This window comes from Pseudoalteromonas simplex (assembly GCF_015278155.1).
Taxonomy (GTDB): Bacteria; Pseudomonadota; Gammaproteobacteria; order Enterobacterales; family Alteromonadaceae; genus Pseudoalteromonas; species Pseudoalteromonas simplex.
The window spans coordinates 55581-76152 of record NZ_JADILN010000008.1 but is presented as its reverse complement, the minus strand read 5'-3'; the positions used below and the strand labels follow the sequence as shown (position 1 = coordinate 76152).

Sequence of the window (20572 nt, the reverse complement as noted above, 5' to 3'; positions counted from 1 at the left end):
AGCTGAGATACAAAAAAGCCACTCAGTGAGTGGCTTTTCGGATGTTATTGAGTAATAAACTGGCTGGGAATATCCCATTTGAGGGTATGCAGTTGGCCTTGCCAAGTTTGGATGGTGATCCACAGTTTATCATCTGCTGATATGGTTTTAGGAGCTATTGCGTGGGCGTGCTGACCATGATTGGTGCCATGCATTATGCCTTCTTCATCTTTAGCAAACTCCGTTAGTGCTAAAGGCGCTTGGCCAATATTTAAATACGCCTGTCGAACATTGCTTATGTCACCTTGATTAAAGGCGATAAAGAAATCCTTCACATACTCATTGTGGTGTGAGTACGGGGCATCTTCATTTAGCGGCATCGGGGCGATTTTAAATTCGCCCGCTTGTTGCTCTTGCCAAAGTGCAGGAAACTGAGGGTTTAATGACTGATAAATAAACCATACAGGTAAAGCCAGTACCACAGCATGTAAAACATACTTTTTACGTTGCCACCAAGTTGCTTGTAAACGAGCCATTAGTTTGCCTCCTGAACGTTATTCACTGGCGCTGATTGGCGCGCTTTTACAGGTTTGTTATTTACTAATTTTGCGGCGTACATCATAAAACCAGTGATCGACATACCACTTAAAATCAAACCAAAGATAAACCAAATAACCTTTGTCCACAGACCGCCAATATTACCGTAATGCAGCGGATCGGCGATATGCGAAAGGGTGAGTAATCCCGACATGGTTTCTGGGCTTTTACTTGCTGCAATTTCACCCGTCCAAGGATTGATTGAAGTTGAGTAAGCGTAGTTATCGTAGAAAATAGTATCGCCACTGCCCATGATATTAAACATGCCGCGGTTATGCTCTGGCAGCATCACATAACTAGGTTTGAAATCTGGGAATTTCTCTTTGGTAATAGCCAGTGCCGCTTTTAAATCGGTTGGCGGTGTTTGTTTATTCGCAGGCAAAGTTGAAACCGCCACGAGCGGTGCATGCTCTTCTATGTCTATTTCGTTATGCCACATGATGGCTTGCACTAAATACCACAGGCCTGTGAGTGCCATTACTGCCATAAACCAAATTGACCAAACGCCACTTAGGGTATGTAAATCTTTTAGGAAGGTTTTTTTGCCTTGGTTAAAACGTAGTTTTGGCTGACTAAATGCACGCCAAAAGTTTTTATAAATCACTAAGCCTGTTACTAGTGCACCTAAAATAACAAAAGCCATGGCGCTGACAAGATAGTAACCTACGCTGTAACCCTCTTGCCAAGGGAAGAATAGCCAGCCGTGCAGGGTACGCATAAATTCAATGAATGAGATCGTTTCATTAACCGCTTGTACTTCGCCAGTGTATTGATTGACGTAAGCCACAGCGTAAGGTTTGTCGGTATCAGTGAAAATAACCGCATTTACCAAGTAAGGCTCATAATTGAGTACACTCATTACATCGGCAGTCGGGTAGGCTTTTTCAACGCTATTAATAACTTGATCAACACCAAGTGCTGGTAAATCATTTGGGTTGTTTGCACGTGCTTCACTGTTGGTCAGCCAAGTAAGCTCATGGCTTATCACAGATACAGTGCCTGTGACGCAAATAAAGCAAAATAGCACCCATACTGGGAGCGAAAACCAACCATGTAGTTGGAACCAAAGACGTTTACTCATGGTAAAAATAGCCCGACGTTAATTGATGATAGTAATTGTTATCATTTAAATTGTACTACAATCTTTTGAGTAAACACAATCTCTGTCGACGAGCTGCAAAAAAGGCGCTTTAAGCGCCTTTATCATTAGTTTGGTTGAGGGTAACAATTCGTTGTGGGAAAGGTATTTCGATATCCGCCTCTTGAATTACTTTAAATACATTGCGGTTCACCGCTAATTTGGTCTCAATAATCTTGGTGGTTGGCACCCAAAAGCGATAGCTCAAGGTAACACCGCTCTCAGCAAAACGCTCAATACCGACTTGTGCATGAGGAGAGTCACTAACTAGCTCATGATCGTTTAGCACCTTTTCGATAAGCTCAATAGCAAGGTCTGCATTGGCATCATAAGCGATGTCTATTTCACCTTTAACTAACGAATAGCTAAACGAGTTATGTATAATTTCGCCAACAATATGTTTGTTAGGAATGGTGATTTCGACTTTTTCTTCGTTAATTAGAATTGTGTGACCAAGTTCAATGGTTTTAACTTGTCCACTGACACCTTTTACTTCGATGGTATCGCCAACAACAAATGGCCTTGTTGCAATGATAGCAAGGCCCGCACCGTAGTTTGAAAGCATGCCTTGCATTGCTAAACCAGCACCTAAAGATGCGGCACCAATGGCAGCGACAAATGGGGTCACGCTAATGCCAATTTTGCCAAGGGCAATAACTAAGAACATAATGATCAGCAATACTTTGATGACATTACTGACAAAGTTGGTGAGGGTAATATCGATATTGTGACGTTGCATGAGGCCAGCAACCATGTTCGATACTTTTTGCGCAATCCATAGGCCAATAAATAGAATTAAGATAGCACCTAAAATTTGCATACTGTAGGTGACCAAATATTCCATGATTAGATTGTAGTATTTTTCGACTTGTTGTATTTCTGAGTCAATCATGTGTTTTCCTAACAAGGTTACTGCGAATTCTGACTATACCAGAACATGCTGTATTACAGGATAGAGTAGCGGCACGATTATAGCACTGAGTAGCGCACTTAATGCCATCGCCACAGAGGCAAAGGCACCCGCTTTTGGCTGATCACTAATCAATGATGCTGTGCCAATGGCATGGCAAGCCGTACCAATGGCAACGCCTTTTGCTTGGGCATTGCGAATATTTATCAGCGAGAAAATCAAATTACCAAATATTGCCCCAAGTACGCCAATAAAAATCACCATGGCTGCCGCTAAAGAAGGTATGCCGCCTAGCGACTCTGTTACTAACAAGGTGATGGGGGTTGTTACAGATAAACTTGCTAAAGATGCGCTTAACTGTGCTGGGGCTGCAAAAAAATAACAAATAAGCGACGCGACAAAGGTGGCATTGATCACCCCTAAACTACAACTTATGAGAATTAGCAGCAGGTTCTTTTTGACATGGATAAATTGCTGATAAAGCGGTAAAGCCAATGCCACAATGGCAGGCTCAAGCAACCAGCTTAGAACTTTACTGTGCTCGGCAAAAGGCTCATAGGGGAGCTTAAGTGCCACTAACAAGGCTGCAATTAACACAATTGCCCAGCACACAGGGTTACTAAGCGCTTTAACAGTGGCGTGCTGGGTTTTCGCGTTTAAAAATCGCAGTACTAAGAAAAGTACAATAATAAGCGGGACGCTGAGCCACCATAAACTAACTGTCATTTTCACGGCCCTTAAAATATGCGATAACAGCGCCTATGATTAAAACACTACTCAGCGGCACGACTATAAAAATAGTCAGTAATAAAGGCCAGTTCTGTGAAATTAAACCCAGATGTTCAATAATACCAACCCCTGCAGGGATGAAAAACAACGGCATGTAATTAAGTAAAGGGCTGGCTGTTGGTTTTAAATGCTGTTCTTTAACGAGGCCTGTTAACAGTAGCACGAGAAGTAACACCATACCGATTAATGGAGCAGGGAATGAGCTTTCAAGCAAAGCCGTTAAAAACTTTGCAACGGCTAAGCAGGTAAGAATAATAACGCTACTGATAAGGTATTTCATAAGTCAGGATAATTGCGAATAAAGTACAACTACATCATACCCTTGTCAGTTGTACTATGCGACTTTAGCTTACCATGATTTGGCATTATTAAACTTGATATCCTCTGCGCCTTTCGCTTTTGCAATCGCTTTTTTAGTATTTGGATTCATCAGTAAGCGAATTTGACTCCAGGTTTCTTTAGCGAGAATCTTGCGCTGCTGTGAGCGAAAGCTTTGCTGTGTGATTCGTTTAATTGCAGCAAGGGTATCTGGCGAGCGCGCCATGAGGGTTTCTAGTACAGCATCGGTTTGTTTATCAACGTCATCAGTAAGTTGTGTAACTAAGCCATATTCTTTAGCGTCTTCAGCTGAGACAGGCCCTGCATGACTTGCCAACCAAAGTGCTTGGTCACGCTTCATTAAACCTGCCAGCACTACGTTAGCCCCCATATCAGGGCACAAGCCCCACCGGGCTTCCATGATCGCTAATTTAGCGTTTTTATCGACGATGCGATAATCAGCGCCGAGTGCGATTTGCATACCGCCACCAAAGCAGTGTCCGGTTACTTTTGCAATCACCGGAATACTTAAGTCTTGCCAACCTAGCACCACTTTTTGCGCTAGATTTTGGTTTCCTGGTAACCATTTGAATAAAAGTTTAATGATATTACTCGGCTTTTTCATCACCGCAGCAACATCCAGTCCAGAGCAAAAGTGTTCGCCTTCGCCAGAGATAACCACCGCACGTAAGCTGCGATCACGTTTAATTTTTTTGATTACGTTTGAAAGCTCGACAAACATGGCAAAACTCAGCGCATTTTGTTTCTCTGGACGAGCAAGGCTAACCCATGCGACTTGTTGTTTTATTTCTAGTTTTATCATGGTGACTCCTCTGACCTGTTTGTTAGAGCTTACGAGTTAATTACATCTAAGTAAAGAATTGCTGATGTGTCGCAAGTAATCATTATATTTTCCAAAAATGGGTAACCTTGTCATATATTTAGTTACAAATTGGTGTATATTTTTAAAACAAAGGTGCTAGTTCGCAGCTAGCTTTGTTTTGTGATTAGTTAGATACTTTCGCAAAATCTCATGACACGACTAGACTTAGTTTTAAGTCGCGCTACTAGGAGTAAATATATGCTGATGGGCAAAACAGCTCGCATAACTAAACAATCATCTCGTTCTTTGGCTTTTGCTGCAATTTCTGTCGCATTAACAACTACATTAGTTGGCTGTTCAGATGATAAAGCACAACAACAAACTACGCCGCCACCGGCCGTATCAGTATTTAATGTCGTCACACAGGAAGTTGGTAATTACCGAGAGTTTGTCGCGCGTACTGAAGCATTCCAAGAGGTTGCGATTAGAGCCCGAGTTGAGGGTGAACTCATTGAACGCCACTTTAATGAAGGCTCATCGGTTGAGAAAGATCAGCTTTTATTACGTATTGACCCATCTGAGTATCGCTCAACTGTTGCAGAAGTTGAAGCCGATCTAAAAAGTAAAATTGCCGCAGCGGGCGCCGCTGAAAGAGATTTAAAACGTGGTAAAGATGTGGCTGCGCAAGGTTTTATTTCACAATCAGACCTCGATAAACTCACCACAAATTTTGAACAGGCTACAGCAGCTGTAAAAGCCGCGGAAGCTGAGCTTGAAAAAGCAAAACTTAATTTAAGCTATACTGAGATACGCGCACCGTTTGCAGGGCGCATCGGTAAAGTGAACTATGATGTGGGTAATATTGTTGGGCCATCATCTAATGAGCTTGCAGAGCTGACCGATGTTGACCCAATTTATGTAAGTTTTCAGGTTGAAGAAGCTGACTACATCTCTTATCGCCAAAATAATCAAGCACCTTCAGATAAAGACCCTCGTGATGTGCCTATCGACTTAACTTTGCGTTTACCAAACAACTCAACTTTTGCTGATAAAGGCGAACTTGATTTTGCAGATACCAAAATTAACCGCAATACAGGCACGGTTGAGCTAAGAGCCGCTTTTGATAACCCTGATGGCATCGTTATGCCGGGTCTATTCGTCACTTTAATCGTTGAAAGTACGAATAAACAAGACTTGGCACTCATTCCTCAAGTTGCAGTGCAAGAAAACCAGCAAGGTAAGTTTGTACTCGTTGTTGATGACGAAAACAAAGTGGCTATGCGGATTGTTAAGCTGGGTCGTCGTATTAATGCAATGTGGGTGGTTGAGTCTGGTTTAGAGGCGGGTGAAAAAGTCATTATTGAAGGTTTACAAAAGGTACGCCAAGGCGCTGAAGTGAAAGCTGTTGAAAAAAATGTCGATGAAACAACCGGCACTATTTCTAGCAAAGCTAACTCTTAGGAGTGAGATATGATCAGTAAAACCTTTATATCTCGCCCAAAATTTGCCTTGGTAATTTCGATTGTTATTACCATAGCGGGTTTAATTTCAATGGCCTTGCTGCCTGTGAATATGTACCCGCAAATAACCCCTCCGCAAGTACAAATTAGTGCCAATTACCCGGGTGCAAGTGCGCAAATTGTTGAAGAGTCGGTGATCCGGCCCATAGAAGAGCAAGTTAATGGCGTTGAAGATATGATGTATATCGAATCAACATCGTCGAATAACGGCACGGCCAACATAACTGTTTACTTTAAAGTCGGTACAGACACGGATATAGCCCAAGTTAACGTACAAAACCGTGTGGCACTTGCTGAAGCAGGGTTACCTGAAGAAGTTAAACGCCAAGGTGTATCGGTTAAGAAAAAGTCGAGTTCGATGCTTCTCGGTATCAACCTGTACTCTAATCAAGAAAATATCGACGCTATTTTCTTAAGTAACTATGCAACCAATTACTTAACCGAGCCACTTGGCCGTATTAATGGGGTTGCCTCTGCTGAAGTAATGGGGGAGCAAACCTATTCAATGCGCTTGTGGTTACGCCCAGATCGAATGGCATCATTAGGTTTAACTGTGTCAGAAGTTCAAGCGGCACTGCAAGAGCAAAATACCATCGTAGCCGCGGGTAAGCTGGGTGCTGCACCCTCAGCACCGAGTCAGCAATTTGAGTATTCGATTCAGGCTAAAGGGCGCTTAAAAACCCCTGAAGAGTTTGGCCAAACCATTATCCGCTCGAGCAAAGATGGTAACTTTGTGCGCTTGAATGATATTGCCCGTATTGAATTAGGTGCAGCAAGCTACAGCACAACAGCAAAGTTAAACCAGCAAGACACTGCATTCATCGTTATTTATCAGCTAACAGAGGCGAATGCGACGCAAGTAGCTGCTGATGTAAAAGCCCGTATGGCAGAGCTTGCTAAACAGCTACCTGATGGTGTTGAGTACTCGATTCCTTATGACACCACAGAGTTCATCAATCGCTCGATTGATGAAGTGGTTGTCACCCTTGTCCAAGCGGTTGGCTTGGTTATTTTAGTGGTATTTTTATTCTTACAAAATTGGCGCGCTACGCTCATTCCAACGGTGGCTATTCCGGTATCTTTGGTGGGGACTTTCGCGTTTATGATGATGATGGATTACTCCATCAACTTAATCACCTTGTTTGGTTTAGTACTTGCAATCGGTATTGTGGTCGATGATGCCATTATCGTTATTGAAAACGTTGAGCGAATACTAAAAGAAGAAAAGCTGCCAATTAAAGAAGCGGTTACCAAAGCGATGGAGCAGGTATCGGGGCCAATCGTGGCAACGACCTTAGTATTACTTGCGGTGTTTGTGCCAGTAGGCTTTATGCCGGGAATAACTGGGGAGCTTTATAAACAGTTCTCGGTGACGATTTCATTTGCGGTACTCATTTCATCTTTAAATGCACTGACTTTAAGCCCTGCATTGTGTGCTTTATTGTTAAATGAAAAAGCCATGAAGCCGATTAAATGGTTAGCCCCATTCGAAAATATCATTACTCGTTCGACCAATGGCTACAGTAAAGTTATTAACTTTATCCTCAAACGTACCGCGAGAATGGCATTGTTTGCGGTGGTTATTTTTGCGGCTGCAGGTTGGCTAGTAAAAACAGTGCCTACAGGCTTTGTACCAGCAGAAGACCAAGGCTTTCTTTTTGTTGATGTGCAATTACCAGATGCGGCAGCTAGCGGTCGTACCCAAGATGTAATGCATAAGCTGGGCGAGATTGTAAGAAATGAACCAGCGGCAACTGACTTTATTGCGGTTTCTGGCTTTTCATTACTCGGTGGTGCGGGTTCTAATAATGCGCTTGGTATTGTGGTACTCAAGGATTGGGAAGAGCGTACCAGCCCAGAGCTTGGCTTACGTGCAGTACTAACGCGCCTGATGGGGCAGTTCTGGGCGATGCCAGATGCGCAAATCATGGCCTTTAATCCGCCTTCAATACCTGGACTTGGCACAAGCGCAGGCTTTGAGTTTAGGTTACAAGACAGTGAAGGACGCGAGCCTGCTGAACTTGCACAAGTGTTAAATGGCTTAATTTATGAAGCGAACCAGCGTCCAGAGCTGTCAAATGTTTACAGTACATTTAGAGCAAATGTGCCACAGTATTTCCTTGAAATTGACCGTAATAAGGCAAAAGCTCAAGGGGTGGCGCTTAGCGATATTTTCTTAACCTTGCAGGCGCAACTTGGCTCGTTATACATAAATGACTTTAACCAATTTAGCCGTACTTACCGCGTTATCATGCAGGCGGAAAGCCGTTTTCGTCAAAACCCTGCAGACTTACAGTACTACTATGTACGTAATGATGAGGGAGCAATGGTGCCGCTCACTACATTGGCTAAGCTGGAGCCAATTTTAGGCCCTACAAGCTTAACGCACTTTAACTTATATCGTAGTGCAAGCATTAGCGGACAACCTGCAGCAGGTTATGCCAGTGGTGATGCCATTAAAGCAATGCAAGAGCTAGCTGAGCAATTACCTACAGGCTATGTGTATGAGTGGGCTGGGCAGTCTAAACAAGAGATTGAAGCGGGTAATATGGCGCCAATCTTATTTGGCTTAGCGGTGGTATTTGTGTATCTATTCTTGGTTGCGCAATACGAAAGCTGGACAATTCCGTTTTCGGTCATTGCAGCGGTACCGTTGGCGTTATTTGGTGCCATGCTTGCGCTGTATGTGATCGGTATGGAAAACAACATCTATGCGCAGGTTGGTTTAGTGTTACTGATTGGCCTATCCACCAAAACCGCTATTTTGATTGTCGAATTTGCTATGGAAGAGCGTGCGGCAGGTAAAGGTATTTTTGAAGCGGCTCTTAATGCGGCAAGATTACGCTTTAGGGCCGTATTGATGACGGCATTGTCGTTTGTACTTGGCGTATTACCGCTGGTGTTTGCAAGTGGCGCAGGGGCTGGCAGTCGAATATCGCTCGGTATTACCGTGTTATTCGGGATGTTAGCTGCAACCATTTTTGGCACCTTGCTTGTTCCTCTATTTTATACGCTCGTGCAATCAATGCGCGAAAAGATAAAAGGCACAGCAAGTGCGGAGTAAAATCTGTTATTAATTACAAAAAAGTCAGGGCAACCTGGCTTTTTTTTTGGTAAAACTCAAAAGAGGTTTGTTATCATAGCCAGATTCAAAGCGATACACATGTGCAGAGGTTTAAGGAATGGCTGGTCCACGCTTATACAGTGAAGAAGAAGTAACTCATCAGGCTTATGATATCTTTTTAGAGTTAGCACCTGATAATTTAAGCGAGCAAGATATTGCTGATTTTAACGAGCACAGAGAAGAGCTTGGCTTTATTGAAGAAGGTGAGCCTGACGAGCAGTGGCAAGATTTTGTTGCACTAGAAATTGAACCTGAGCTATTTGTGCAAGTCTTAGTAGGACTTGAATTCGACAATCAAGATATCTTGTTTGCGAAAATTTTAATTAGCCGAGACAAAGATGCACCGTTTTGCCACATTCTTTGGAAAGATAGCGAATAACTCTCCAGCCGATGTTTGACTCTACTTTTAGTTGTTTTAATTCAATAAAACGAATTATTTTGCCCGCCCTACTAGTTTGCAGTTGGCAGGCTTTTGCTGTTGATCCGTTTGAAGACTTTCATGAGTACGGGCAATTATCAGAAGAAGAAATCCATAAAATTCATAAAGGCGAGTTGCTGTACGGAGATATGGAGTTTGGTTTTATGGTAAGCCGCGGTAATACCAACTCAACTAGTTTCAAACTTAAAGGTAACCTTTACCAAGATTTCGAAAAGTGGCGTAACCAATTTAAGCTCGATACTTTATACAAACGTGACCGTAATGAAGAAACCGGTGATGAAGAAGTTTCTGCTGACCGTATTTTTGTATCAGGCCAAGGTAACTATAAGCTAAATGTGAAAAATGAGTCATTTTTCATTTACGGTGACTATGAGCGAGATAAGTTTAGTGGTCTTGAGTTTAAGAGCACCATAGCGACGGGTTACGGTAACCGCATTTACCAAGGTAGCAAGAATAAAGTCGATATCGATGTGGGCCCTGGTTTATACCGCTCGGTGGCTGATCAAGAGACTGCAACAGAAGAAGATGAAACAAAAACCGGTTATCTGCTTCGTCTAGCGCTGCAGTGGGAGCGTACGGTTTCTGCTCGCACTCGCTTTAATCAAGATGTCAGTTATGAACAATCATTGTCAGGGTTAAACTCGCGTTTAAAGTCAGAAACATCCCTGATCAGCAAAATTATGGGTGATGTATCACTCAAATTTACTTACATGTATCGCTATAACTCAAAACCAGAGGAAGATAAGCTCAAGTACGATTCTGAGCTGAGTGCAACCTTTGTTTATAGCTTTTAAGAGAATACTTCAGAATGTATCAACATAAACAGTACGCTATTTTTATTTTTGTTATTTTAGGCTGGATTGGCGCCTTCATTGCCTTAGCTTGGAACTTAATTGGTGCAGATATTCCTCTTATGGTGTTTAGCGCTATCTTAGTGCTGGTGGCCTTTTTGTTTCATGGCTTAACGATTAAGGTGAGCGATAAAACAGTAAGCTGGGCATTCGGTCCGGGTGTATTTGGAAAAACCGTGACTTTTGATGAGATTGAATCTGTTCGAGCGGTAAGTAATTCATTTCGTCATGGTATTGGTCTGCGTATCACCCATGATGGCTGGGTTTACAGTGTATCTGGATTTAGTGCTGTTGAATTGGCAATGAAAGACGGCACGCACTATCGCTTAGGAACCAATGACCAAGAAGGTTTACTGGCTGCGCTTAGAGAACATATTGCTGAACCTGTGACAGACGCTTCTGTGGATACAGAAGAAGTAGTCGAACAGATATAAGAAAAGCGCCAGTGGCGCTTTTTTATAGTAATGGTTTAGTGGCTGTGACCACAACCACCTTCACCGTGCACATGACCATGTGCTAATTCTTCTTCAGTTGCATCGCGTACTTCAAGTACTTCAACATCAAAATGAAGGGTAATACCTGAAAGTGGGTGGTTACCATCTACAATAACGTCTTCGTCTTGAATTTCGATGATCATCACTGATTGGTCGCCAGCGTCAGTCGTAGCGCGGAACTGCATACCCACTTCAATTTCCATACCTTCAAACATTGATTTTGGTACTGCTTGCATTAGGTCATCGTGACGCTCACCATAGCCTTGCTCTGGCTCAACAGTTACGCTGAATGTGTCGCCCGCTTCTTTACCTAATAGCGCATTTTCGAGGCCTGGAATTAAAAAACCCGTGCCAACGATAAACACCAGTGGCTCGCCATCGAAAGAGTTGTCGATGGTGTTTTTGTTATTATCCAATACTGAATAATGCATTTTTACCACTTTGTTTGCTGCTACGATCATAGTCATTCCTATTTATTCATCTTCGAGAGAGTAAGGCAGAGCTTGAATAGATAACTCTACCTGAGGGAGGTGTTTAGCTCGCAAAATTTGGCCAGCTTCATTATCGTTCGGAAGCACAACAAGGCCCATTAAGGTTTGCGTTTGTTGATTAAAACTTTGGCTAATAAGCTTGCCAGCACGGCGCCAGTTTTCGCCCAGTTGGGTTTCAAGTTCTAGCTCATCAAGCAAGCCTTCAGCTTTGCCCGAAACTATGTACATAGCACGTTTATTTTTGCCTAGGTATTTCATACGAGCAACGGTTTCTTGCCCTGTGTAGCAACCTTTTCTGAAACTGATACCACCAAGCGCTTGCAAGTTAACCATTTGCGGTACGTATTCGCCAATAGCGTCGCTGTTTAATGACGGCTCGCCTGCGGCAATAGCTGCCTGTTGCCATAACGCGTCATCATCAAGAGCTGTGACGTTATCAGGTAAGCTAAATTCGTCGTTGACCATAAGCAATACGCGGTTATCTGCAAGCTTTAACGCTTTACCGCCAGCAAAATCGACTGCGTTGTGCTCACTGTCAAAATTAATTGCTAAGGTTTCTAGTGTCGCTGTTAGGTCATCACCTAGTAAGCCAATTAGCGGTTTTTCAGATTGCTGAATTTCTACTTGCGAAAAAACGGCGTATTTTTTTAACTCGACTAGCGATTGCTCTACCTCAGGTTTTGACCCTGCAAGGTAATAGCTATCAAGGTGTGAAAACAACCTAAATACACCCCAAAGCTTGCCTTTTGCATTACAGTGGCCAGCCCAAAGGAAGTTATCATTAGTTAATTTGTTGATATCTTGCGTAATTTGTCCGTGAAGGTAAGACAACTTATCTTTGCCAGTTAGGCTGATAAGTGAATAAGATAAAGGACATGCGTAAACAGTCGACATAAAAACCTTCTTTACGATATGAATGAGCGCTAATGATAACTTAGTTAGGGTAGCAATTTAAATAGCTGTTTATTCGATAGCAATTTGGTAAACTGCAGACAAATAAGTACGAGGTTTAAAATGACTGAAATTCACAGTAAAGAACGTATTCGTTGGGCATGCCGTCGCGGTATGTTAGAACTAGATGTTTTATTTATGCCATTCGTTGAAGAAGCGTTTGACTCACTATCAAAAGAACAGCAAGCCGTTTTTCAACGCTTACTTGAGTGCGATGATCCTGATTTATTCGCATGGTTTATGGGTCATGAAGAGTGTAAAGACCCAGAGCTAAACGGCATGGTTGCGTTAATTTTAGACCGAGTTCGTGTATAGGTTTACCGTTACAAATAACACCCCCGACCACAAACCCTTTGTGGTCTTTTTTTGCTTAACAGCCATTATTTTATGTTTTGCTTATCAGCATGTTATCGCTCAACTGTTGGTTTGCTTTGCGTGCTTTTTCTTAGCCATTCTTAGTTTTAAAAAAGTCCAACAAGCACAACCTGAAAAGGGTTTTATAATTTTAGAGCAAGCAGAGCTTAGATTTGCAAACGACAAACTGAAAGTACAAGGCCAAATAACGGCTAAAAGCTATGTGTTTGCTAATTTTGTAGTGCTGAGGTTAGCTGGGTTTTATCAATCACACTGGCTGATTATAAGCTCAGCCAGTGTTGATGAAGAAAGTTTCTCGCGCTTAAAGCGTGCAATTATTGCAGTGCAGCAACCGACTTAGGCGTTAAAATTGTCGGTGTTGGATTTTCGTTTTGCTCTGGGTAATCAATCGTGTAATGAAGACCACGACTTTCTTTACGCTCAAGGGCGCTGCGAATAATAAGCTCTGCAACCTGTACTAGGTTTCGAAGTTCTAATAAGTTATTTGTCACCCTAAAGTTTGCGTAATAGTCGTGAATTTCTTGCTGCAGTAATTCAACGCGGTGAAGCGCACGTTCTAAACGTTTTGTTGAGCGTACAATACCCACGTAATCCCACATAAATAACCTTAGCTCATGCCAGTTGTGGGTAATAACGATTTCTTCGTCTGAGTTAGTTACGCGACTTTCATCCCATAATGGTAAGGCTTCAAGGGCAGGGCTTGCATCGATTTTGCTCAGAATATCTTTCGCGGCAGCATGGGCAAATACAATGCACTCAAGTAGTGAGTTGCTCGCCATACGATTAGCACCGTGTAAGCCTGTGTAAGCTACTTCGCCAACCGCATATAAGTTATCTAAATCTGTACGGCCATTAAAGTCGGTCATAACACCGCCGCAGGTATAGTGTGCAGCAGGCACCACAGGAATGGCTTCTTTGGTAATGTCGAGGCCAACACTTAAGCATTTTGCGTAGATAGTTGGGAAGTGCTCAATGATAAAATCTTTATCTTTGTGGCTAATATCAAGGTACACACAATTCGCACCAAGGCGTTTCATTTCAAAATCGATGGCACGAGCAACAATATCGCGAGGGGCAAGTTCTTCGCGCTCATCAAAGTCTTTCATAAAGCGAGTGCCATCAGGGCGTTTTAAATACGCACCTTCACCGCGCATAGCTTCTGTGATCAAAAAGTTTTGCAGCTCTGGGTGATACAAACTTGTTGGGTGGAATTGGTTAAATTCCATATTGGCTACACGGCACCCCGCACGCCATGCCATTGCGATACCATCGCCACTTGATACATCTGGGTTAGAAGTATATAAGTACACTTTACTTGCGCCGCCTGTTGCCAGTGATACGAACTTAGCTGCGATAGTTTCAACTTTTTTATCTACACAATTCCAAACATACAAGCCGTGAACATGCTTGCCTTTTTTAGCTAAGCTTTTATCTGTGATTAAATCAATGGCATTGTAATTTTCTAACAGGGTGATGTTAGGGTGTGCTTGTACTTGGCTAATTAAGGTTGTTTGCACTGCTCGGCCAGTTGCATCGGCAGCATGTAAAATACGACGATGACTATGACCACCTTCGCGAGTTAAATGAAAACGTTCTTTACCTTTTGAATCGAACTCCATATCAAAAGGTACGCCTTGCTCAATTAGCCACTTTAAACATTTTTTAGCATTGCTCGCTGTGTAGTGAACCGCATCACGGTCACATAATCCGCCGCCTGCATCGAGAGTATCTTCAACATGAGATTCAATGCTGTCATTCTTTTTATCAAATACTGCTGCAATACCACCTTGAGCATATAAGGTAGAACCCTCAGTTAATGCGCCTTTACTAAGTACTGTCACCTTACAGTGATTAGCAAGCGATAAGGCAAGAGATAGGCCAGCGGCGCCGCTGCCAATGATAGCGACATCAGTAATGTGATGTTTATTTTGGTTCATGTCTGTGGTCTTTGCGGTTACAATGCTCGGCTAGTAGTGCCAAAAGTTTGAGCAAATAAATTTTTATGTGGTATACGTATATGTACCATATTTGCTTTAACACTATTAGTCATTTTAATACGTTATACCAATCTTATTAGTTTTATCGTCACATAAACAGTTTATTGTTAGCTGTTTTAAATTGTGAGTTTAATTTAGATAACCGTTGATTTTTAAGCAGTTATTGAGGTTGTCGTGTAATAAGATTGGTATGACTCAATTTATTTGCGTGCTATTTTATAAAAAAATCATTTTAAACTGAACTTTTATATTCATGGTGCAGTCAGAGTTTGTGTAAACAATGGCGAGTATATGAATAGCAAGCAAGAATCAAACAGAGGAGTACCGGCTCGAATGAGCGAGCAGGATTTGGATTTAGCGCTAGTTAAAAGGGTCCAGCAAGGAGATAAAAACGCCTTCAACCTATTAGTTAGAAAATATCAGAATAAAATTGCAGGTTTGATTTCACGTTATGTATCGAACCAAGGTGATGTTGCTGATGTCGCACAAGAAGCTTTTATTAAAGCCTACCGTGCTTTACCTAACTTTAGAGGTGATAGCGCCTTTTATACTTGGTTGTACCGTATCGCCGTAAATTGTGCTAAAAATTACTTAGTTGCGCAGGGTCGCAAACCCCCAGCTAACGATGTTGATGCCGAAGAAGCAGAATTTTATGACAGTGCAGATGCAATGCGTTCAAACGCATCGCCAGAAAACCTGTTATTAAGTGACGAAGTACGTGCTGTAATTTTTAATACGATTGATAGTTTGCCTGAAGATCTAAAAACCGCGATTACCCTTCGTGAAATTGAAGGTATGAGCTATGAAGAAATAGCCGTGGTTATGGATTGCCCTGTGGGAACGGTGCGTTCACGTATTTTCCGTGCCCGTGAGGCGATTGATAATAAATTGAATCCATTAATAGGTGAGTCTTAGTATGACAAAAGCAGACGTTAACAAGTTGGATAATGAGCAGTTGTCCGCGTTACTTGACGGCGAGCAGCAGTTAACTGATCAAGCGATCACAAACGACGATGTGTCTACATTTGGTCGTTACGCAATGATTGGTGATGTAATGCGTGCTGAGGCAAATAACAACGCTTTTAATTTTGACATTGCAGATGCAGTGGCTGAATCACTAGAGCAAGAACCTGTTTACGCAGATTTCGCGAATAAAACAACGGCACCAAAAAGCGAAGAAATCGTGGCGGCAACAGGCACTGATAACGTAGTAGCATTTAATTGGCGTCGTCCATTTGCCCAAGTGGCCATTGCTGCTAGTGTTGCCATGTTTGCTATTGTGGGCGTACAAACTTTGCCACAAAACAGTGAAGTGCCACAAAATGACATCCCAACATTACAAACTGTACCATTAACCGGTATGGCCTCTCCTGTTAGTTACTCATCTGAGCAACCTGCATTAGAAAATGCAGAGCAAGGTTTACGTGAGTTACAACAACAGCGTATTGGTGCATTAGTGCTTGAGCACCAACGTCAAGCACGTGTTGCATATTCGCTAGAAAAATCGCAAACTGCAGAAAATGCAGACGAGGAAAAAAACTAATTAAATGAAAGTTTTTACTTTTATTTTGTCGCTGGTATTAACGGCTCCAGCCATTGCCAGCGACGAAAATCCCGCCAAGACTTTATTAAATGATATGGCTATGGCCGTTCATACTCGCAACTTTGACGCATCATTTGTGGTTGTAAAAGGCCAAGCCATGGAACCCTATCGCTGGTTACATGCAAAACAAGGCGATATTGAGCTTGAGCATTTAAGTTTACTCAACGGCGCTGGCCTAGAAATGGTGCGCGTTGATGATCAAGTGACCTATTTTGAGCCTCATTCTGAGCCTTATTCAGTGAAAACAGACTCTATAGCCGGGCCAATTCCTGAAGTGCTTTTTAAAGATATCAATCGGCTAAGCGCTCACTATGATTTTGTGCTTGGCGGAAAAGGCCGTATTGCAGGGCGCTCAGCACAGTTAGTGCGTATCGAATCAAAAGATGAATACAAATATAACTATTGGATTTGGCTAGATACTGAGTCATCGTTGTTACTTAAATCTGCCTATGTGAATCACAAAGGTGAAATGCTTGAGCAGTTACAGTTAACTCATATCAGCGTAACAGAGCAGCCAGCACCTATGTTAGTTGAAATGCAAAATCGTGACTTTCCAGCAGTCCTTGCGACTAACGATTTAGCCAGCGATGGTGACGGCGCAGCGAATGATTGGAAAATTGGTTGGCTCCCTGATGGCTTTAAGTTATTAAAGTCAGATCGCCATAAACTTGATTTAAATAATGAACTTGCTGACTATTATTTATATTCAGATGGGTTTGTTGAAGTGTCTGTTTTTATTCAAAGACCGTTACCTGGAAAGCGTGCAAGCGGCGCTTTAACCTCAGGTGCAACGACTGTGTATGTGCACAATGGTGGTAGCTTTGATGTATCGGTTGTTGGTAATATCCCAGCTATGACAGCCAAAGCTATAGCTGAGTCGGTAGCGCGACCTCTTTAAATCATGATTGAACAAACACTCACTGTCGTGTCAGTTAAAGGCACGACAGCGAATTTAGAAGCAGAACAAAAGCAAGCCTGTGCCGGCTGTAATGGTCGTTGTGGTTCGCAAGTTTTTGCAAAGCTGTTTGGAACAGCTAAAAAAACCTTTCCTTATACCTTCGAAAAAGAGCTCCAAGTAGGGCAAAAAGTAACTTTAGCACTCGATGATAGCCACTTAGTTAAACACGCTATGGCTGTTTACATGCTACCCCTTTTGTTTAGTTTAGGGTTTGCTTTAATCGCATTTTCGGCTTTTTCGCTTGCCGAAGGCTGGCAAATTTTAGCCGCCGTGATTGGTGGTTTGACGGGCTATGCGATAGCAAAATCAAGGGTTAAGAGCCTGAAGCATGATATTAAAGTAATAAAAATTCACCCAATTACTATTCCTTTCACTCAAATAGATGGTGATTAAAGCCAATTAAATGTAAAATTGTCGCTTTATACACTTAGTCCATTTTATATAGAAGTTTAGAATCCAGTTTATGAAGCATATCCGTAATTTTTCGATCATCGCCCATATTGACCATGGTAAATCGACTCTCTCTGACCGTCTTATCCAAGTTTGTGGTGGTTTAACAGACCGTGAAATGCAGCAGCAGGTGTTAGACTCAATGGACATAGAGCGTGAGCGTGGTATTACCATCAAAGCGCAAAGTGTAACGCTAAATTATAAAGCTAAAGACGGCGAAACATACCAGTTAAACTTTATCGACACGCCAGGACACGTTGACTTCACATACGAAGTATCACGTTCACTTGCAGCCTGTGAAGGTGCACTTTTAGTTGTTGATGCGGGTCAAGGTGTAGAAGCTCAAACTTTAGCTAACTGCTACACAGCAATCGAAATGGACTTAGAAGTTATTCCAGTTCTAAATAAAATCGACTTACCACAAGCCGATCCACTTCGTGTAGCAGAAGAAATTGAAGACATCATTGGTATCGATGCTCTAGATGCAGTGCAATGTAGTGCTAAAACGGGTATTGGTATTGAAGAAGTACTCGAAATTATTGTTAAAGATATTCCGCCGCCAGAAGGTGACAAAGACAAGCCACTACAAGCGCTTATTATTGATTCATGGTTTGACCCATACCAAGGCGTTGTATCACTAGTACGTATCAAACATGGTGAATTACGCTCGGGCGATAAAATTAAGATCATGTCGAATGATCAAGTTCATATCGCAGATAAAGTGGGTATTTTCACACCAAAACAAACTAACACGGGTATCTTAAAAACCGGTGAAGTAGGCTTTGTTATTGCGGGTATTAAAGAAATCCATGGTGCACCAGTTGGTGATACCATCACTTTACAACGTAATTCTGCGCCTGAGCGTTTACCGGGCTTCCAACGCATTAAACCGCAGGTTTATGCAGGTATGTTCCCAATTTCATCAGATGACTATGAGTCATTCCGTGATGCGCTTGATAAATTAAGCTTGAACGATGCGTCGTTATTCTTCGAGCCAGAAAACTCAACAGCACTAGGCTTTGGTTTCCGTTGTGGCTTCTTAGGTATGCTACACATGGAAATCATTCAAGAGCGTCTTGAGCGTGAATACGACATTGATCTTATTACCACTGCGCCAACAGTAATCTACGAAGTAGAGACTAAAGACGGAACTAAACAGATAGATAACCCGTCTGACTTACCGCCAGTGAATAATATTCTTGAAATCCGTGAGCCAATTGTTGAAGCTAACATATTAGTTCCGCAAGAGTTTTTAGGTAACGTAATTACGCTTTGTGTTGAAAAGCGTGGTATGCAAACTAAAATGAGCTACCATGGTAAGCAAGTTGCGGTGACGTACGAATTACCGATGGCTGAAGTAGTCATGGACTTCTTTGATAAGTTAAAATCAACAAGCCGTGGTTTTGCATCGCTTGATTATAACTTCAAGCATTTCCAAGCTTCAGACATGGTACGTGTTGACGTATTAATTAATGGTGAGCGTGTTGATGCGTTAGCGATTATTGTTCACCGTGATATTGCACAATCACGTGGTCGTCAGTTAGCTGAAGCACTGAAAGACTTAATTCCACGTCAGCAGTTTGATATTGCGATTCAAGCAGCGATTGGTCAGCATGTTATTGCCCGTACAACCGTTAAGCAATTACGTAAAAACGTAATCGCAAAATGTTACGGTGGTGACGTGAGCCGTAAGAAGAAACTGCTACAAAAACAAAAAGAAGGTAAAAAGCGAATGAAGCAACTAGGTAACGTTGAAGTACCTCAAGATGCATTCTTAGCTATCCTTAAAGTTGGTAAATAATTAGAAGTAAATAAAGGAATTAATGCATGGCGGGTTACTTTTCTATTTTCTTAGTGTTGTTAACGCTAGGCTCAGGATTAATTTGGTTAATTGACCACTTTATGTATGCGCCAAAGCGTCAGCAACGCATTGCCCTTGCTCAAAATGCAGCAGGTGGTGAACTAGACGAAGAAACCGCCGCATTAATTGCGCCTGAGCCAAGTATCACTGAAACGGCTAAGTCAATTTTTCCGATGATTGCAGCGATCACGATTTTTCGCTCTTTCATTTTTGAACCGTTTCAAATTCCATCTGGCTCAATGATGCCAACCCTATTAGTGGGTGACTTCATTTTGGTACAGAAGTACTCATATGGCATCAAAGACCCAATTTGGCGTAGCCAGTTAGTTGATGTTGATGAACCTGAACGTGGTGATATTGTGGTATTTAAATACCCATTAGACGAGCGTGTAGATTACATTAAACGTACGATTGGTTTACCGGGCGATAAAATTGTTTATCGCAATAAGCACCTTTATATTCAGCCAAAATGTGCCGAAGGTGAAACGCAGCAAGGTGATTTGCTGTGTAATGAATACAACAAAATTGATATGGAAATCCTCAATAGTGACGAGTTCAAGCAGGGTTCGATGAATTTAGTGCGCTTAGAAGAAAACCTAAGCACATTGAATCATAACATTTTAATTAACCCGCAAGCTCCTGAAATGAAAGGCCGTTATTATCAACAACCAGGTACACGCTCTGATGAGTGGGTTGTTCCTGCCGATCATTATTTCATGATGGGTGATAACCGTGATAATAGCCAAGACAGTCGCTTTTGGGGCTTTGTACCTAAAGAAAACTTGGTAGGTAAAGCCGTCTTTATATGGATGAGTTTTGAATTTGAGAATGGCCCAGATGACTTTTTACCAGGCTGGGTTCCAACTGGTGTTCGTTTTGAACGCCTAGGTAATATTCAGTAACG

The 20572-nt window shown here is 42.2% G+C and carries 22 protein-coding genes; 13 read left to right on the top strand and 9 right to left on the bottom strand.

Annotation, left to right across the window (positions count from 1 at the left end; genetic code table 11):
- Positions 1-44: 44 nt before the first annotated feature.
- From IRQ78_RS15045 to IRQ78_RS15020, 6 genes are all read right to left on the bottom strand, one after another.
- On the bottom strand, positions 45-515 hold the full coding sequence (locus IRQ78_RS15045) for a hypothetical protein (RefSeq protein WP_054554318.1): 471 nt from the start codon (positions 513-515) through the stop codon (positions 45-47).
- Positions 515-1657 carry a PepSY-associated TM helix domain-containing protein gene (locus IRQ78_RS15040; RefSeq protein WP_054554319.1) on the bottom strand — a complete coding sequence of 381 codons (1143 nt, stop codon included), beginning with the start codon at positions 1655-1657 and terminating at the stop codon, positions 515-517. The genes IRQ78_RS15045 and IRQ78_RS15040 overlap by 1 nt, the downstream gene beginning before the upstream one ends.
- A 109-nt stretch (positions 1658-1766) precedes the next feature.
- A complete protein-coding gene (locus tag IRQ78_RS15035; protein WP_054554320.1) occupies positions 1767-2606 on the bottom strand; it encodes a mechanosensitive ion channel family protein in 840 nt (279 codons plus the stop codon).
- Between the two features lie 33 nt (positions 2607-2639).
- Entirely contained in the window at positions 2640-3350 is a 711-nt protein-coding gene (locus IRQ78_RS15030; protein ID WP_166341800.1) for an LrgB family protein, read from the bottom strand.
- A complete protein-coding gene (locus IRQ78_RS15025) occupies positions 3340-3693 on the bottom strand; it encodes a CidA/LrgA family protein (RefSeq protein ID WP_194442596.1) in 354 nt (117 codons plus the stop codon). Before IRQ78_RS15025 ends, IRQ78_RS15030 begins: the two co-directional genes overlap by 11 nt.
- 69 nt (positions 3694-3762) lie before the next feature.
- Positions 3763-4554: a crotonase/enoyl-CoA hydratase family protein gene (locus IRQ78_RS15020; protein ID WP_194442595.1), complete on the bottom strand. Its 792-nt coding sequence runs from the start codon at positions 4552-4554 to the stop codon at positions 3763-3765.
- Positions 4555-4812: 258 nt separating this feature from the next.
- Between IRQ78_RS15020 and IRQ78_RS15015 the strand changes: the two genes are divergently transcribed.
- The 5 genes from IRQ78_RS15015 (at position 4813) to IRQ78_RS14995 (ending at position 10922) form a co-directional block, all read left to right on the top strand.
- On the top strand, positions 4813-6015 hold the full coding sequence (locus IRQ78_RS15015) for an efflux RND transporter periplasmic adaptor subunit (protein WP_228482648.1): 1203 nt from the start codon (positions 4813-4815) through the stop codon (positions 6013-6015).
- A 9-nt stretch (positions 6016-6024) separates the two neighbouring features.
- Positions 6025-9138, top strand: coding sequence for an efflux RND transporter permease subunit (locus IRQ78_RS15010; protein WP_194442594.1), 3114 nt, complete (start codon positions 6025-6027; stop codon positions 9136-9138).
- 118 nt (positions 9139-9256) lie between these two features.
- Positions 9257-9577 (top strand): HI1450 family dsDNA-mimic protein, encoded by a 321-nt coding sequence (locus IRQ78_RS15005; protein ID WP_054554325.1) that lies wholly within the window; start codon positions 9257-9259, stop codon positions 9575-9577.
- A 59-nt stretch (positions 9578-9636) separates the two neighbouring features.
- Positions 9637-10431, top strand: a complete 795-nt coding sequence (locus IRQ78_RS15000; protein WP_370316364.1) for a DUF481 domain-containing protein — start codon at positions 9637-9639, stop codon at positions 10429-10431.
- 14 nt (positions 10432-10445) lie between these two features.
- Positions 10446-10922: a hypothetical protein gene (locus IRQ78_RS14995; RefSeq protein WP_138600268.1), complete on the top strand. Its 477-nt coding sequence runs from the start codon at positions 10446-10448 to the stop codon at positions 10920-10922.
- A 35-nt stretch (positions 10923-10957) separates the two neighbouring features.
- On the opposite strand, the gene IRQ78_RS14990 is transcribed toward IRQ78_RS14995, so the two are convergent.
- Together IRQ78_RS14990 and ygfZ are read right to left on the bottom strand one after the other, a co-directional pair.
- Entirely contained in the window at positions 10958-11443 is a 486-nt protein-coding gene (locus IRQ78_RS14990) for an FKBP-type peptidyl-prolyl cis-trans isomerase (protein ID WP_054554327.1), read from the bottom strand.
- 12 nt (positions 11444-11455) lie between these two features.
- Positions 11456-12367: a tRNA-modifying protein YgfZ gene (gene ygfZ, locus IRQ78_RS14985; protein WP_194442593.1), complete on the bottom strand. Its 912-nt coding sequence runs from the start codon at positions 12365-12367 to the stop codon at positions 11456-11458.
- Between the two features lie 120 nt (positions 12368-12487).
- Between ygfZ and IRQ78_RS14980 the strand changes: the two genes are divergently transcribed.
- Positions 12488-12739 (top strand): FAD assembly factor SdhE, encoded by a 252-nt coding sequence (locus IRQ78_RS14980; RefSeq protein ID WP_054562257.1) that lies wholly within the window; start codon positions 12488-12490, stop codon positions 12737-12739.
- Positions 12732-13139: a protein YgfX gene (locus IRQ78_RS14975; protein ID WP_194442592.1), complete on the top strand. Its 408-nt coding sequence runs from the start codon at positions 12732-12734 to the stop codon at positions 13137-13139. The genes IRQ78_RS14980 and IRQ78_RS14975 overlap by 8 nt, the downstream gene beginning before the upstream one ends.
- Here the strand turns inward: IRQ78_RS14975 and nadB are convergent.
- Positions 13114-14736, bottom strand: coding sequence for an L-aspartate oxidase (gene nadB / locus IRQ78_RS14970; RefSeq protein WP_054554331.1), 1623 nt, complete (start codon positions 14734-14736; stop codon positions 13114-13116). The genes IRQ78_RS14975 and nadB overlap by 26 nt on opposite strands.
- A 393-nt stretch (positions 14737-15129) precedes the next feature.
- Between nadB and rpoE the strand changes: the two genes are divergently transcribed.
- From rpoE to lepB, 6 genes are all read left to right on the top strand, one after another.
- The gene (rpoE, locus tag IRQ78_RS14965; protein ID WP_036969086.1) at positions 15130-15711 is read left to right on the top strand and encodes an RNA polymerase sigma factor RpoE; all 582 of its coding nucleotides are present in this window, start codon (positions 15130-15132) and stop codon (positions 15709-15711) included.
- A 1-nt stretch (position 15712) separates the two neighbouring features.
- On the top strand, positions 15713-16339 hold the full coding sequence (locus tag IRQ78_RS14960) for a sigma-E factor negative regulatory protein (RefSeq protein ID WP_138600274.1): 627 nt from the start codon (positions 15713-15715) through the stop codon (positions 16337-16339).
- Positions 16340-16343: 4 nt separating this feature from the next.
- Positions 16344-17297, top strand: coding sequence for a MucB/RseB C-terminal domain-containing protein (locus IRQ78_RS14955; protein WP_054554333.1), 954 nt, complete (start codon positions 16344-16346; stop codon positions 17295-17297).
- A 3-nt stretch (positions 17298-17300) separates the two neighbouring features.
- Complete coding sequence (locus IRQ78_RS14950; RefSeq protein WP_054554334.1) at positions 17301-17750, top strand: SoxR reducing system RseC family protein; 450 nt, start codon at positions 17301-17303, stop codon at positions 17748-17750.
- A gap of 70 nt (positions 17751-17820) precedes the next feature.
- A complete protein-coding gene (gene lepA, locus IRQ78_RS14945) occupies positions 17821-19608 on the top strand; it encodes a translation elongation factor 4 (RefSeq protein ID WP_054554335.1) in 1788 nt (595 codons plus the stop codon).
- 26 nt (positions 19609-19634) lie between these two features.
- On the top strand, positions 19635-20570 hold the full coding sequence (gene lepB, locus IRQ78_RS14940) for a signal peptidase I (protein WP_054554336.1): 936 nt from the start codon (positions 19635-19637) through the stop codon (positions 20568-20570).
- Positions 20571-20572: the final 2 nt, after the last annotated feature.

Excerpts from the sequence above, each read along its gene's own strand:
- IRQ78_RS15045 (WP_054554318.1), bottom strand. The coding sequence starts at position 515 with ATGGCTCGTTTACAAGCAACTTGGTGGCAACGTAAAAAGTATGTTTTA.
- IRQ78_RS15040 (WP_054554319.1), bottom strand. The coding sequence starts at position 1,657 with ATGAGTAAACGTCTTTGGTTCCAACTACATGGTTGGTTTTCGCTCCCA.
- IRQ78_RS15035 (WP_054554320.1), bottom strand. The coding sequence starts at position 2,606 with ATGATTGACTCAGAAATACAACAAGTCGAAAAATACTACAATCTAATC.
- IRQ78_RS15030 (WP_166341800.1), bottom strand. The coding sequence starts at position 3,350 with ATGACAGTTAGTTTATGGTGGCTCAGCGTCCCGCTTATTATTGTACTT.
- IRQ78_RS15025 (WP_194442596.1), bottom strand. The coding sequence starts at position 3,693 with ATGAAATACCTTATCAGTAGCGTTATTATTCTTACCTGCTTAGCCGTT.
- IRQ78_RS15020 (WP_194442595.1), bottom strand. The coding sequence starts at position 4,554 with ATGATAAAACTAGAAATAAAACAACAAGTCGCATGGGTTAGCCTTGCT.
- IRQ78_RS15015 (WP_228482648.1), top strand. The coding sequence starts at position 4,813 with ATGCTGATGGGCAAAACAGCTCGCATAACTAAACAATCATCTCGTTCT.
- IRQ78_RS15010 (WP_194442594.1), top strand. The coding sequence starts at position 6,025 with ATGATCAGTAAAACCTTTATATCTCGCCCAAAATTTGCCTTGGTAATT.
- IRQ78_RS15005 (WP_054554325.1), top strand. The coding sequence starts at position 9,257 with ATGGCTGGTCCACGCTTATACAGTGAAGAAGAAGTAACTCATCAGGCT.
- IRQ78_RS14995 (WP_138600268.1), top strand. The coding sequence starts at position 10,446 with ATGTATCAACATAAACAGTACGCTATTTTTATTTTTGTTATTTTAGGC.
- IRQ78_RS14990 (WP_054554327.1), bottom strand. The coding sequence starts at position 11,443 with ATGATCGTAGCAGCAAACAAAGTGGTAAAAATGCATTATTCAGTATTG.
- ygfZ (WP_194442593.1), bottom strand. The coding sequence starts at position 12,367 with ATGTCGACTGTTTACGCATGTCCTTTATCTTATTCACTTATCAGCCTA.
- IRQ78_RS14980 (WP_054562257.1), top strand. The coding sequence starts at position 12,488 with ATGACTGAAATTCACAGTAAAGAACGTATTCGTTGGGCATGCCGTCGC.
- nadB (WP_054554331.1), bottom strand. The coding sequence starts at position 14,736 with ATGAACCAAAATAAACATCACATTACTGATGTCGCTATCATTGGCAGC.
- rpoE (WP_036969086.1), top strand. The coding sequence starts at position 15,130 with ATGAGCGAGCAGGATTTGGATTTAGCGCTAGTTAAAAGGGTCCAGCAA.
- IRQ78_RS14960 (WP_138600274.1), top strand. The coding sequence starts at position 15,713 with ATGACAAAAGCAGACGTTAACAAGTTGGATAATGAGCAGTTGTCCGCG.
- IRQ78_RS14955 (WP_054554333.1), top strand. The coding sequence starts at position 16,344 with ATGAAAGTTTTTACTTTTATTTTGTCGCTGGTATTAACGGCTCCAGCC.
- IRQ78_RS14950 (WP_054554334.1), top strand. The coding sequence starts at position 17,301 with ATGATTGAACAAACACTCACTGTCGTGTCAGTTAAAGGCACGACAGCG.
- lepA (WP_054554335.1), top strand. The coding sequence starts at position 17,821 with ATGAAGCATATCCGTAATTTTTCGATCATCGCCCATATTGACCATGGT.
- lepB (WP_054554336.1), top strand. The coding sequence starts at position 19,635 with ATGGCGGGTTACTTTTCTATTTTCTTAGTGTTGTTAACGCTAGGCTCA.